The organism is Prosthecobacter sp., assembly GCF_044236155.1.
Classification (GTDB): Bacteria; Verrucomicrobiota; Verrucomicrobiia; order Verrucomicrobiales; family Verrucomicrobiaceae; genus Prosthecobacter.
In genome coordinates this window covers 37,190-49,756 of sequence record NZ_JBIIHA010000011.1, presented here as the reverse complement: position 1 = coordinate 49,756, position 12,567 = coordinate 37,190, and the positions used below count along the sequence as shown (strand labels likewise).

The following is a 12,567-nucleotide window of genomic DNA, read 5'->3' as shown; positions in this document are numbered from 1 at the left end:
TAACGCCCCAAACGCATAAGAACCCGTGATACGCTCTGGAACAACGTCGCCAAATTTTTGGAGCCGGGCATCCGCCCAGATTTTTCTCATGCTCCGGCAGTGGTTCGACTCTGACTTTCGTCCGCCAGGCTGGGATCCTGCCACTGACCTGAAGGAAGGCGTCGATTGGAAGCGCTGCATCCCGTTCATCGTGCTGCATCTCGGCTGCTTCGCCGTGCTGTGGGTGGGTTTCAGTTGGACGGCGCTCGCCGCGGCGCTGCTGCTGTACGCGGTGCGCATGTTTGCGATCACCGCGTTCTACCACCGCTACTTTTCGCATCGCAGCTACCGCACCTCGCGTGCGATGCAGTTTCTCTTCGCCGTGATGGGAAACACTTCCTGCCAGCGCGGCCCGTTGTGGTGGGCGTCCGTTCATCGGCATCATCACCAGCACTCCGATGACGAACCGGATGTGCATTCGCCGGTGAAACGAGGCTTCATGTGGTCGCACATCGGCTGGCTTACGAGCGCGAAGAATTTTCCGACGGACTACAGCCGCGTGCGCGATCTCCAGCAGTATCCGGAGCTTGTTTTCCTCAACCGGCATGACCAGATCGTGCCGATCCTTTACGGCGTTGCCCTTTGGATCACCGGAGCGCTGCTTGAGCGTTACGCACCCGGCCTCGGGACGAATGGAGCCCAAATGTTCGTGTGGGGGTTCTTCCTCAGCACCGTGCTGCTGTTGCACGCCACCTTCTTCATCAATTCGCTCGCACACGTGTTTGGCAGCCGTCGCTTCAAGACCTCCGACGACAGCCGCAACAGCCTGTTTCTTGCGCTTCTCACGCTCGGCGAAGGCTGGCATAACAACCACCATCGCTACGCGGCCTCGGCGCGGCAGGGCTTTTACTGGTGGGAGATCGATGTGTCCTACTACCTGCTGAAGATGATGTCCTGGGCCGGGCTGATATGGGACCTAAAGGCGGTGCCTGCCAGTGTGTATCGCGAGGCACGTGAGCTCGAAACCTCCAAATCGACCGCCGCATGAACCGCCCGCGTCTCGCCATCATCGGCACTGGCGTCGCCGGGCTCGGCTGCGCTCACTTTCTGCATCGTGAGTTCGATCTGACGCTCTTCGAGCAAAACGACTACGCCGGCGGGCACACGAACACGGTGAACGTCGTCGAACGCGGTCGCGAACTGCCGGTGGACACCGGTTTCATGGTCTTCAATCACGTGACCTACCCGCTGCTCACGCGCTTGTTCAAGGAACTCGACGTGGAGACGAAGCCGACGTCGATGTCCTTCAGCGTCTCGCACCTCGAAAGCGGCATCGAATACAACGGCACCTCGCTCGGTCATCTCTTCGGCCAGCGGCGCAACTTGCTGCGACCGCGCTTCTGGAAGTTCCTGTCTCGCATCAATCGCTTCAACGCCGAGGCTATCGCTGCGCTCGAAGATCCGGCGTATGCGCGCATGACGCTGGGCGAGTACGTCGTCGCCCGCGACTACGGCGAGGATTTCCTCAATCTCTACATCGTGCCGATGTCCTCCGCCGTGTGGTCCACGCCGCCCGAGCTCATGCTGTCCTTTCCGGCGCTCACACTGCTGCGCTTCTGGCACAATCATGGCTTTCTCGGCCTGCACACGCAGCATCCGTGGTGGACCGTGACGAACGGCGCGAAGTCGTATGTGAAAAAACTCACCGCGCCCTTCAAAGAGCGCATCCGCCTCGGTTCGCCGATCGTGCGTGTCGAACGGAGCGACGCAGGTGTGAAGGTGATCACGCGTCAGGGCACGTCGGACACCTTCGACAAGGTCATCTTCGCCAGCCATGCCGACCAGACGCTGCGCATGATCGCCGATCCGACTGATCTCGAAAGCGAACTGCTCGGCTGCTTCCACTACCAGCCCAACACGGCTACGCTGCACACCGACGAACGCTTTATGCCGAAAACGAAGCGCTGCTGGGCCTCTTGGAATTATCGCATCAAGCCGACAAATAACGGCGGTGTGGAGCCGAGCACGCATTACTGGATGAACAGCCTCCAGGGCGTCTCCGACAACACGAACTACTTCGTTTCGATCAACGCGGCCGATGAGATCGCCGAGGATAAGGTGATCAAACGCATCGCCTACGAGCATCCACTTTTCGACATGGCCGCCATCGACGCACAAAAGCGCCTGCCGGAGCTGAACCGCCTTTCGCGCGATCAGACGACCTACTTTTGCGGCAGCTACTTCCGCTACGGCTTCCACGAGGACGCCTTCGGCTCCGCAGTGGCCTTGTGCCGCGATTTGCTTGGAAAGGAGCCCTGGTGATGCCCGCTTCATCGCACATCTACGAATGCACGGTGATGCACCAGCGCCTGCGCCCCAAGCGCCACGGCTTCTCCTACCGCGTGTTCTATTTGTGGCTCGATCTCGATGAAATCGACGCGCTGGATGCCGATCTGGCCTTGTTCAGCCGCAACCGCTTCAATCTCTTCTCGTTCCATGACCGCGACCATCTCGGCGGCGGGCGTGAAAACGTCAAAACCGGCCTGCTGGCGGAGTTGGCGGCACGCGGCATCGACACCAGCCGCATCGCTTCGATCAAGATACTCGCCTTTCCGCGCGTGCTTGGCTACGTCTTCAATCCGGTCACGTTTTTCTATGCGTTCGCGGCCGATGGCACGCCGCTGTGCGCGCTGGCGCAGGTCACAAACACCTTCCACGAGCAAAAATTCTACCTGATGCCCGAGCCGGGCGCTGACGGCTTCACGCTCGTCACGCCGAAGTTGTTCTACGTCTCGCCCTTTTCGGCCTTGGACCTCAAGTTTGATTTCCACCTGCGTGTGCCGGCCGAAAAGCTGCACATCACCGTCGATGACGCCGACAACGAGGGCAAAACGCTCGTCAGCGCGCTCACTGGAACACGGCGTGAGCTCACCAACACCGCGCTGCTGGCCTGCGCGGTGAAATACCCGCTGCTGACGCTGAAAGTCATGTTCCTCATCCATTGGCATGCATTGCTGCTTTGGCTCAAGCGCGTGCCTTGGTTCGCCAAAAGCGCGAACCGCGAACTCCAGCAGGCAGTTCTGCGTCCGCATCATTCCATCCTTCCCGCCAAATCATGAACACCACCCTGACCCTCGACCCAAGTTCCGCCATTTCGCAGGCCGGCACTGCCAAAACCGGTTTCTATGAATGGCTCGTGCTGCAGAGCTTCAAGCCCTTCGTGCATGGCGGCATGCGCATGATCTGGCCGGACGGGCGCACGCGCGTGTTTGGCGCTCCTGGTGCTGACATCACAGCGGAGATGCGCATTCGCAGCATGGATTTCTTCAAGCGCTGCGCTCTCTTCGGCAATGTCGGTTTTGGCGAGGCTTACGTTGATGGCGACTGGGACACCGACAGCATCGCGGACGTGATTTCGTGGTTCATTCTGAATCTGTCGAAGACCCAGGGCTCGCGCACCTCGTCGGGCAAGGTGGCATTTGTGAACTTCCTCAACGTCGTGAACCGCCTCCAGCACCTGCTGCGACCGAACAGCGTCACGACCAGCCGTCGGAACATCGCGGAGCACTACGATCTCGGGAACGATTTCTACTCGCTCTGGCTCGACGAGACGATGACCTACTCCGCCGCACGCTTTGAATATGCCGGGCAACCGCTCGCGGAGGCGCAGGCGTCGAAATACGAGGCGCTGTGCCAGAAGCTCCAGCTCAAGCCGGGCGATCACGTGCTCGAAATCGGCTGCGGCTGGGGCGGATTCTCCTGCCACGCGGCGAAACACCACGGCGTGCGTGTCACCGCCGTCACCATCTCGCAGGAGCAGCACAAATTCGCCACCGAGCGCGTCGCGCGCGAAGGTTTGTCGGATCAAATCGAGATCCGGCTGCAGGATTACCGCCACATCACCGGGAAGTTCGACAAGATCGCCTCCATCGAGATGCTGGAGGCTGTTGGCGACAAATTCCTGGAGACCTACTTCGCGAAATGCGCCGAGGTGTTGAAGCCGGAGGGCCTGCTGGCCTTCCAGATGATCACCGTGGCCGACTGCCAGCACAAAGACCTGCGCAAAGGCGTGGACTGGATTCAAAAACACATCTTCCCCGGCTCGCTGCTGCTCAGCGTCGGTCGCGTGAACCAGGCCATCAACCGCACGAGCGATCTCTTCATGCACGGCCTCGAAGATCTCGGCGCCTCGTATGCCAAAACGCTGCGGCTGTGGTTTGAGCGCTTCCACGCAAAGCTCGCGGAAGTGAAGTCGCAAGGCTTTGACGACCGCTTCATCCGCAAGTGGAACTACTACCTGCAATACTGCGAGGCGGCCTTCGCCACGCGGAACATCAGCGTCGTGCAGGCGGTGTACACCCGACCGAATAACGCCACGCTTCATCAAGCCTTCTAAACGCCATGATCTGGTTCCTGCGCTGCTTTTTCATCGTCGTACTGGTCTCCATGCTCGCGGTCACGAGCTGGGCCTCGGTGAATTGCGCCTTGTGGGAGATTCCGGGCAGCGTGGGTGGCCATCCGTGGTTCATCGCCACGTTGTTCGACACCTACTGGGCGTTTTTGACCTTTTACTGCTGGGTCGCGTACAAGGAGCGCACGTGGCTGGCACGCGTCGGCTGGCTGCTGGGCATCCTGCTGCTCGGAAACATCGCCATGGCCGCCTACATGCTCATCCAGCTCTTCCGCGTGCCTGCTGATGGGCGCATAGAGGACATCCTTCTCCGCAAAGCATGATCGAAGCCGTCCAGCATGAATCCCTCTGGCGACGCTGGGTGCTGAACCCCGTGCTCACGCAGCTCACCCAGGGCATCACGCCTGCCAAGATCGCGCAGGCGATCGCCTTCGGCGTGACGATCGGTGTGTTCCCGCTGCTCGGCACGCCGACCTTGCTCTCGCTGGCGATTGGTGTGCCGCTGAAGCTGAACCAACCGGTGCTGCAGGTGTTTCGCGAGTTGAGTTATCCGCTGCAACTCGCCACCGTGCTGCTCTTCATGCGCGCAGGAGAAACGCTGTTCGGCGCTGAGCATGTGCCTTTGTCGATCACGATGCTCATGGAGCGGTTTTTCGCCGCGCCGGGCCAATTTCTCGCCGAATTCGGCATGCTCGGCCTCTACGCCGTGGTGGTCTGGCTGCTCATCTCGCCCGTTTTGTTCGGCGCGATCTTTTTCATCAGCCGGCCGCTCATCGAGCGGCTTGCGCAACATCTTCCAAGAGCCCGCCATGCCACCTGACTTCTGGTTTTTGACCGGCATCGGCACGCTCGTCGCCTTCGTGCTGTTTGGCCTCACCTGGCTGCTCAGCCTGCGGCTTAACAACTTCAGCTTCGTCGATGTGACGTGGTCCTACGCGCTCGCGGTGATCGCGCCGGTGTATGCGTGGCTCGGAGGTGGCTTCACGTCGCGAAAGCTGCTCGCGCTGACGATGGCGTTGCTCTGGAGCTTGCGTTTGGGCACCTACCTCTTCTTCCGCGTAAAAAAGCATCATCCGCACGAGGACGTGCGCTACGAGGTGCTGCGGGAAAAGTGGAAGGGCAGCCTGGCGCGTAGTTTCTTCTTTTTCTTCCAGGCGCAGGCCGTGCTGATCGTGCTGCTGTCCGTGCCAGTGCTGCTGGCCTGCGTGAATCCAGCGGCGGAGATCGGGATCATCGAATGGTTTGGCTTTGGCGTATGGCTCATCGGTTTGAGCGGCGAGGCGCTCAGCGATGCGCAGATGAAGCGTTTCAAAGCCGATCCGGCCAGCAAGGGCAAAGTCTGCCAGGTCGGCCTGTGGCGCTATTCGCGGCATCCGAACTACTTCTTCGAGTCGGTCGTGTGGTGGGGCTTTTGGCTCTTCGCCTGCGGTTCGCCGTGGGGCTGGGTGACGATCTACGCACCCGCGATGATTTTGTATTTCCTGCTCCGCGTCACGGGCATCCCTCTCACGGAGGAATGCGCGGTGCAGTCGAAGGGCGACGCCTACCGCGAGTACCAACGCACCACTAGCGCTTTTGTGCCTTGGTTCCCGAAAAGCTGAATCCATCGCCCGCCCGCCATCGAATCAACGGAACAAACATGAGCACGATCAACGCCATCCTCGCCAAGAACATCCTCCCTGATGTCATGATCCGGCTCGGCATCCGCCAGCGCCTCGCCGAGACGCTGCGGGAGAACAAACAGCCCACCGTCGAGGCCCAGCGTGCGGCTTTGCTGCGCTACGTGCAGGAGTTGAAGAAGATGCCCGTGGCCATCGCCACCGACGAGGCCAATCAGCAGCATTACGAGGTGCCGACGCGCTTCTACCAGCTCGTGCTCGGCAAGCACCTGAAGTACAGCAGCGGCTACTGGCCGGATGAATCGACCACATTTGATGAATCCGAGGCGACGATGCTGAAACTGACCTGCGAGCGTGCCGAATTGCAGGACGGGCAGCGCATTCTCGAGCTCGGTTGCGGCTGGGGCTCGCTGTCGTTGTGGATGGCGGAGCATTACCCGAACGCGCAGATCACCAGCGTCTCGAATTCGCGGACGCAGAAGCAGTTCATCGACGCCGAGGCGGCAAAGCGCGGCCTGAAGAACCTCACGATCATCACGGCAAACATGATCCACTTTGAAGGCGTGGGCGAGAGCGTCTTCGACCGCTGCGTGTCGGTGGAGATGTTAGAGCACATGAAGAACTACCAGGAGCTGCTGCGCCGCATCTCCAGCTGGCTAAAGCCGGGCGGGAAGCTCTTCGTGCACATCTTCACGCACCGCGAATACGCCTACCACTACGAGGTGCGCAGCGATGACGACTGGATGGCGAAGTATTTCTTCACCGGCGGCCAGATGCCCAGCGACGACCTGCTGCTCTACTTTCAGGACGATTTGAAGATCGAAGACCACTGGTGCGTGAGTGGTCAGCATTACTCGCGCACGAGCGAGGCCTGGCTGGCGAACATGGACGCCCACAAAGCCGAAATCCTGCCGCTCTTCGCCGAAACCTACGGCAAAGAGAACGTCACGCGCTGGTGGGTGTGGTGGCGTCTGTTCTTCCTCGCCTGCGCCGAGCTGTGGGGCTACCGCGGCGGCGAGGAGTGGATCGTTTCGCACTATCGATTCGTGAAGCCATGAGATTCGCGCTTATCATCGCAATCAGCCTTGCCTGCTTCGGGCAGGCCTTTGGAAACTTTGCCGAGCTGATGAAGCAAGGCGACGAATACGACGCCCAGTTCAAGCCTGAGGCTGCGCTGCAGTATTACCTGCCCGCCGAAAAGCTGAAGCCGGACGATTCCGCGCTGCTGGTGAAGATCGCGCGGCAGTATGTTTACCGTATGTCGGACACCTACTCAAAAGCCGACCAGTTGAGGTCAGGACGCACGGCACTCGGCTATGCGGAGCGCGCAGTGAAGCTGGCGCCGGATGAATGTGATTCGCATCTCGCGCTGGCGATCTGCCTTGGCAAGCTCACGCCGTTGATGAGCAACAAGGAAGGGATTGAGGCCTCACGTCGGATCAAAACGGCCGCCGAGACAGCGGTGAAGCTCAATCCCAAAAACGACTATGCCTGGCATCTGCTCGGCCGCTGGCACCAGGAACTGGCCCAGATCGGTGGTGTCACGCGTGCGGTGGCTTTGATTGTGTATGGCGGGCTTCCCTCGGCCTCGTATGACGAGGCGGTGAGGTGTTTTCAGAAGGCGATCTCGCTGAATCCGGGCCGCCTGCTCCATGTGGTCGAACTGGGCCGCACCTACGCGCTCATGGGGCGTGAAGATGAGGCCCGAAACTGGATCAATCGCGGCTTGGCGATGCCTGATCGCGAAAAAGATGATGCTGAGACCAAACAACGAGGTCGAACGACATTGAAGAGCCTCGGCTGAGCGTGGAAAGAGAAGGGAGGCTGCCGCCAGCCTCCCTTCGCGAGTGTTTGATGTGGTTTCGATCAAGCCAGCGCCTGAGCCACGGCTCCGGCAGTGATGCCGAGCTCTTTGAAGACGGTGTTGCCGGGGGCGCTCATGCCGAAGCGGTCGATGGCGATGATCTTGCCGTTTGTGCCGACATATTTCCACCACAGGCCGCTCACACCGGCCTCAATGGCGATGCGCTTGGTGCAGCTCGCAGGGAGCACGCTTTCGCGATACTCGGCGCTCTGGCGGTCGAAGCGCTCGAAGCAGGGCAGACTCACGACGCGGACACCGGGCTTGCCTTTCGCTCCTTCGACAGCGTGCTGCACTTCAGAACCGGTGGCGATGACGATGGCTTCCAGCGGCGCAGTTTCCTTCACGAGAACGTAACCGCCTTTCAGCGTGCCTTCGCGGCGCGTGGCAGCGCTGGCTTGGCCCTGATGCGGCAGGTCCTGGCGGCTCAAGGCGAGCAGCGTGGGGCCGTCGACGCGGCTGAAGGCTGCGGCGAAGGCGGCGGCGGCTTCCTCGGCATCGGCCGGGCGGAAAACGTCGAGATTTGGGATCACGCGCAGGCCGCTGACGGTTTCCACAGGCTGGTGCGTCGGGCCGTCCTCACCCACGCCGACTGAATCGTGCGTGAAGATGTAAGTGACGGGCAGTTTCGCCAGCGCGGCGATGCGGATGCTGGGACGGCAATAGTCGGCGAAGACGAGGAATGTCGCGCCACTGGCAAGGAACAGGCCGTCGTAGGCGATGCCGTTGCAGATCGCGCCCATGGCGTGCTCGCGAATGCCGAACCAGATGTTGCGTCCGGTCGGATTCGCGGAGCTGAAGTCGCCCATGCCTGTGAGGTAGTTCTTGGTGGAGCCGAAGAGGTCCGCGCTGCCCGTGACGAGATGCGGTACGGCCTTGGCGATGTGGTTCAGGATCTCACCGCCGCTGTTGCGCGTCGCGGCCTTGCCTTCGGCGGGATACTCAGGCACCACTTTGAGCAGATCCTCGGCCTTGAGCGTGCCGTTGCGAGCGGCGTCGAGCTGCTTGGCGAGTTCGGGATTCGCGGCGCTCCAGGCAAGGTAAACCTTGTTCCATTCGCCGTGGATGGCGGCGCGCTTGGCCTTCAAATCGGCGAAGTAGGCCTTCACTTCATCGCTGACGTAGAAATGCGTGCCTTCGGGGATGCCGAGGCCCTTTTTCGCCGCATCGACGAACTTCGCGCCGCCTTCGCCGTGGCCTTTGGCCGTGCCGGCGACTTCGGGGATGCCTTTGCCGATGATCGTCTTGGCAATGATGATCTTCGGCTTGCCGTTGTCGTTTTTCTTCGCGGTTTCGATGGCGGAGAGGATGGCGTCGAGGTCGTGGCCGTCGATGGTCACGGCGTCCCAGCCCAGCGCGGTGTAAAGCGCCTGCGTGTCCTCGCTCTGGGTGACCTTGGCCATCGCGTCGAGCGTGACGTCGTTGCTGTCGAAAATGAGGATGAGGTTGTCGAGTTTGTTGTGCGCGGCGAAAGCCACGGCCTCACGCGCCACACCTTCCTGAAGGCAGCCGTCACCGGCGAGGGCGATGACATGGTTGTCGATGATCGTGTGCTGCGCGGTGTTGTATTTCGCCGCCGCCATCTTGCCGGACAGCGCGTAGCCCACCGCATTGCCCACGCCCTGGCCCAGCGGGCCGGTGGTGGACTCGACGCCAGGCGTTTCATGGAACTCAGGATGTCCCGGCGTGATGGAATGCAGCACGCGGAAGTTTTTCACCTGCTCCAGCGGCACATCGTAGCCGCTGAGGTGCAGCCAGCCGTAGATGAACATCGAGCCATGGCCGGCGCTGAGGATGAAGCGGTCGCGATTGAGCCACTTCGGATCGGCGGGATCGCACTGGAGTGCCTGGCCGAAGAGAACGGCACCGATTTCCGCCGAGCCGAGCGGGAGGCCGAGATGGCCGGAGGAGCACTTGTGGACGGCATCCATGGCGAGACCACGGGCTTCATTGGCGGCTTGGGCGAGGAGGGCTTTGTTCATGGGCTGAGGGCGAAGAGCTGAGAGCGTGGAGGTTGAAGAATGCGCCAGATGCGGCCAGGCGCGGGGCGTGTTCCTTACTGGCGCAGGGGGCGGTTTCAAGGTCGAAAACTGGGGCGAATCGGACGCTTCACAGGCATACTTCTGCCACTGCTTCCTCCAAAGGATCCGCGACAGCCTTAGGCTCGCTAGGGCTCGGTCAAGCGCCGGTAAATCGCCGCAAACTAAACCTTCAATCCATAAAACCGCATGGCATTCGCGCTCCACAGCTTCCGCTGTTCGCTGGCGGGGCGTGACGAGATGATCTGCCTCAGCGCGTCCACCCAGTCGCGCACCGGGCTGCCGAGGAGGCAGACGGGCCAGTCGCCGCCGAAGAAAACGCGCTCGGGTCCGAAAGCGTCGAGGCAGTGGTTGACGACGGGCGCGAGGTCTTCCGCGTGCCATTTTCCGGGCGGGACGAAGGCGACGATGCCGCTGATCTTGCACATCACGCCGGAGATGGCCGCGACGCTGTCGATGCCGCGTTTCCATTCGTCAGCGGTGCAACTGCGCTGCAATCCGGGGCCGAGCTTGGGATTGAAGGCCTTCGGGTCGCCGTTCCCGCAGTGGTCGAGCACGAAGCGAGTGTCCGGGCATTGCCTGATGAGTTTCGCGCCGTCCTGCAGCTCGGTGGGGCGCATGGTGAGCTCGAAATTGAGGCCGTGTTTGCCGAGCGTCTGCACGCCGCGCACGAAATCTTTGCTCAAACAGAAGCCTGGAGGCGTGGACGGGCCGTGCAGCACCTGGCGCAGGCCTTTGACGATGCCGTTGCGGGCGTAGCGCTTCGCATAGTTCTCGAAATCGGACGATGCGGGCCGTCCGCCGATGGTGGCGGCGATGGTCGGTGTGTTTCCGGCGCGGCACTGGGCGACAATGCCATCGGCTTCCTTGACGTGGTCGGTGGTGGCGACATCGACCTCCATGTAAACGGCCTTCACATTCAATCCGGCGAAGGCCTGCTGGTAGTCCGGGGTGAGAAAGTCATGCCGAAGCACTTCCGGGGCGCCTTTGAGCCAGGGCAGGTTCAAAGCGCGCCTGTCCCAGAGGTGCTGGTGCGTGTCGATGATCAGCGCATCGGGTGCCTGGAGGCTCGTGCAGGAGGCGAGGGCGCTGGCGGAGGCGGTTTGGAGAAACTGGCGGCGGTTCATCGTGATGAAGGCTGTACGCCGGCCACCGGGAACATTTCGCCGGCATTTGCCGACGCTGCATTCTCCGCTACCCTCCGCGCGCTCATGAATCCCGCCTTCAATCTGCCTCTCGCCGCCGTCAATTTGTTCGACTTTTCCTGGATTAGCAGTCCGGAGGCCTGGGTGGCCATGCTGACGCTCACCGTGATGGAAATCGTGCTCGGCATCGACAACATCGTCTTCATCTCCATCCTCGTGGACAAGCTGCCGGCACCGGAGCGTCCTCGGGCGCGATTCCTCGGCCTCGGGTTCGCGATGCTCACACGCATCCTGCTGCTACTGTGCATCTCATGGGTCATCCAGCTCAAGGATCCGCTCTTCGCGCTCTTCGGACATGAAATTTCGGGCAAGGATCTTGTCCTCATCCTCGGCGGACTGTTCCTGCTCTACAAGGCTACGGTCGAAATTCATCACAAGGTCGAGGGGCATGCCGAGGAGGAAAAAAAATCCAGCGCGAAGGCCGCGCTGGGTGCCATCCTCGTGCAGATCGCCATTCTCGACATCGTCTTCTCGCTCGACTCGGTCATCACGGCGGTGGGCATGGTCGAGCACGTCACCGTCATGGTGGCCGCGGTGCTCATCTCCGTCGGCTTCATGATGGTCTTTGCCGGCTCGGTGAGTGATTTCATCAGCGCGCATCCCACGGTGAAAATGCTCGCGCTGTCCTTCCTGCTGCTGATCGGCACCACGCTCGTCGCGGAGGGCTTCCACGTTCACTTCTCGAAGAACTACGTCTATTTCGCGATGGCGTTCTCGGTCTTCGTCGAGACGATGAACATCCGCATGACGAAAAAGGCGGTCGTCAAAAAAGCCGCCTGAGGCTTTGGCAAAAATGGCACGCCGTTGTGCCGCGAGAGGGCCATTTCTGGCACAAAGACACCCCGCATGACAGCGGTGGCATGATCATGCCAGGCGTCGGAAAGCCTTGTAAATCAGGACTTCCATGTTCGTGACCTGGCGGCTGGCACGGCTGATGCAGAGGTATGGGGGTGGAACTCAATCCAACTCCAAAAACTCAAACTACCCAACCCAGCCATGAAACTCATCCGCTCCACCCCCTCCGCCCTCGCCCGTGTCTCCGACTTTGACGAGTGGTTCCGCCATCCGTTCGCCGGCCTGCCATCCCTGAGCCACTTCTTCAATAATCTCAGCGAGGTGTTTCCCGGCGTCACCGGAGACAAACTGGCCGTCGATGTCCACGAGGACAAGGACGCCTACCACGCCAGCTTTGAAGTGCCCGGCGTGAAGAAGGAAGATGTCAAAATCGAGCTCAACAACGGCATGCTCACTGTCAGCGCCGAGAAGCGCGAGAAAAACGGCGACAACGAAAGCAGCTACAGTCTCAGCCGCTCCGTCTCCGTGCCGGACGGCGTGAACGCCGACGCCATCAGCGCGAAGATCGAGGACGGCATCCTGCGTGTCACCCTGCCAAAGGCCGAGCACCGCAAGCCCCGCACCATCGCTCTGAACTGAACAGCCCTGGAGTGATGGA

General features: G+C 61.1%; 13 protein-coding genes. 11 read left to right on the top strand and 2 right to left on the bottom strand.

What is annotated here, in order from left to right; genetic code table 11:
- Positions 1–88 precede the first annotated feature (88 nt).
- Genes ACILSE_RS11510 through ACILSE_RS11470 form a run of 9 tightly spaced genes read left to right on the top strand, consistent with a single transcriptional unit; the run spans position 89 to position 7,813 of the window.
- On the top strand, positions 89–1,027 hold the full coding sequence (locus ACILSE_RS11510) for an acyl-CoA desaturase (RefSeq protein WP_395717539.1): 939 nt from the start codon (positions 89–91) through the stop codon (positions 1,025–1,027).
- Entirely contained in the window at positions 1,024–2,301 is a 1,278-nt protein-coding gene (locus ACILSE_RS11505; RefSeq protein ID WP_395717538.1) for an NAD(P)/FAD-dependent oxidoreductase, read from the top strand. The genes ACILSE_RS11510 and ACILSE_RS11505 overlap by 4 nt, the downstream gene beginning before the upstream one ends.
- Positions 2,301–3,098, top strand: a complete 798-nt coding sequence (locus ACILSE_RS11500; protein ID WP_395717537.1) for a DUF1365 domain-containing protein — start codon at positions 2,301–2,303, stop codon at positions 3,096–3,098. The genes ACILSE_RS11505 and ACILSE_RS11500 overlap by 1 nt, the downstream gene beginning before the upstream one ends.
- Positions 3,095–4,375 carry a class I SAM-dependent methyltransferase gene (locus ACILSE_RS11495; protein WP_395717536.1) on the top strand — a complete coding sequence of 427 codons (1,281 nt, stop codon included), beginning with the start codon at positions 3,095–3,097 and terminating at the stop codon, positions 4,373–4,375. The genes ACILSE_RS11500 and ACILSE_RS11495 overlap by 4 nt, the downstream gene beginning before the upstream one ends.
- Before the next feature lie 5 nt (positions 4,376–4,380).
- Positions 4,381–4,713, top strand: a complete 333-nt coding sequence (locus ACILSE_RS11490) for a DUF1475 domain-containing protein (RefSeq protein ID WP_395717535.1) — start codon at positions 4,381–4,383, stop codon at positions 4,711–4,713.
- The gene (locus ACILSE_RS11485; protein WP_395717534.1) at positions 4,710–5,210 is read left to right on the top strand and encodes a DUF2062 domain-containing protein; all 501 of its coding nucleotides are present in this window, start codon (positions 4,710–4,712) and stop codon (positions 5,208–5,210) included. Before ACILSE_RS11490 ends, ACILSE_RS11485 begins: the two co-directional genes overlap by 4 nt.
- The gene (locus tag ACILSE_RS11480; protein ID WP_395717533.1) at positions 5,200–5,991 is read left to right on the top strand and encodes a DUF1295 domain-containing protein; all 792 of its coding nucleotides are present in this window, start codon (positions 5,200–5,202) and stop codon (positions 5,989–5,991) included. Before ACILSE_RS11485 ends, ACILSE_RS11480 begins: the two co-directional genes overlap by 11 nt.
- 38 nt (positions 5,992–6,029) lie before the next feature.
- Positions 6,030–7,067, top strand: a complete 1,038-nt coding sequence (locus ACILSE_RS11475) for an SAM-dependent methyltransferase (protein WP_395717532.1) — start codon at positions 6,030–6,032, stop codon at positions 7,065–7,067.
- Positions 7,064–7,813, top strand: a complete 750-nt coding sequence (locus ACILSE_RS11470) for a hypothetical protein (RefSeq protein WP_395717531.1) — start codon at positions 7,064–7,066, stop codon at positions 7,811–7,813. Before ACILSE_RS11475 ends, ACILSE_RS11470 begins: the two co-directional genes overlap by 4 nt.
- Before the next feature lie 62 nt (positions 7,814–7,875).
- Here the strand turns inward: ACILSE_RS11470 and tkt are convergent, their stop codons facing one another.
- Positions 7,876–9,852 (bottom strand): transketolase, encoded by a 1,977-nt coding sequence (gene tkt, locus ACILSE_RS11465; protein WP_395717530.1) that lies wholly within the window; start codon positions 9,850–9,852, stop codon positions 7,876–7,878.
- Positions 9,853–10,073: 221 nt separating this feature from the next.
- On the bottom strand, positions 10,074–11,036 hold the full coding sequence (locus ACILSE_RS11460; RefSeq protein WP_395717529.1) for an amidohydrolase family protein: 963 nt from the start codon (positions 11,034–11,036) through the stop codon (positions 10,074–10,076).
- Positions 11,037–11,120: 84 nt separating this feature from the next.
- On the opposite strand from ACILSE_RS11460, the gene ACILSE_RS11455 reads away from it, so the two are divergent.
- A complete protein-coding gene (locus ACILSE_RS11455; protein ID WP_395717528.1) occupies positions 11,121–11,894 on the top strand; it encodes a TerC family protein in 774 nt (257 codons plus the stop codon).
- Positions 11,895–12,110: 216 nt separating this feature from the next.
- On the top strand, positions 12,111–12,548 hold the full coding sequence (locus ACILSE_RS11450; RefSeq protein WP_395717527.1) for an Hsp20/alpha crystallin family protein: 438 nt from the start codon (positions 12,111–12,113) through the stop codon (positions 12,546–12,548).
- Positions 12,549–12,567: the final 19 nt, after the last annotated feature.

Coding starts and splice junctions, on each gene's coding strand:
- ACILSE_RS11450 (WP_395717527.1), top strand. CDS start 12,111: ATGAAACTCATCCGCTCCACCCCCTCCGCCCTCGCCCGTGTCTCCGAC.
- ACILSE_RS11475 (WP_395717532.1), top strand. CDS start 6,030: ATGAGCACGATCAACGCCATCCTCGCCAAGAACATCCTCCCTGATGTC.
- ACILSE_RS11480 (WP_395717533.1), top strand. CDS start 5,200: ATGCCACCTGACTTCTGGTTTTTGACCGGCATCGGCACGCTCGTCGCC.
- ACILSE_RS11485 (WP_395717534.1), top strand. CDS start 4,710: ATGATCGAAGCCGTCCAGCATGAATCCCTCTGGCGACGCTGGGTGCTG.
- ACILSE_RS11495 (WP_395717536.1), top strand. CDS start 3,095: ATGAACACCACCCTGACCCTCGACCCAAGTTCCGCCATTTCGCAGGCC.
- ACILSE_RS11505 (WP_395717538.1), top strand. CDS start 1,024: ATGAACCGCCCGCGTCTCGCCATCATCGGCACTGGCGTCGCCGGGCTC.
- ACILSE_RS11490 (WP_395717535.1), top strand. CDS start 4,381: ATGATCTGGTTCCTGCGCTGCTTTTTCATCGTCGTACTGGTCTCCATG.
- tkt (WP_395717530.1), bottom strand. CDS start 9,852: ATGAACAAAGCCCTCCTCGCCCAAGCCGCCAATGAAGCCCGTGGTCTC.
- ACILSE_RS11460 (WP_395717529.1), bottom strand. CDS start 11,036: ATGAACCGCCGCCAGTTTCTCCAAACCGCCTCCGCCAGCGCCCTCGCC.
- ACILSE_RS11470 (WP_395717531.1), top strand. CDS start 7,064: ATGAGATTCGCGCTTATCATCGCAATCAGCCTTGCCTGCTTCGGGCAG.
- ACILSE_RS11500 (WP_395717537.1), top strand. CDS start 2,301: ATGCCCGCTTCATCGCACATCTACGAATGCACGGTGATGCACCAGCGC.
- ACILSE_RS11455 (WP_395717528.1), top strand. CDS start 11,121: ATGAATCCCGCCTTCAATCTGCCTCTCGCCGCCGTCAATTTGTTCGAC.
- ACILSE_RS11510 (WP_395717539.1), top strand. CDS start 89: ATGCTCCGGCAGTGGTTCGACTCTGACTTTCGTCCGCCAGGCTGGGAT.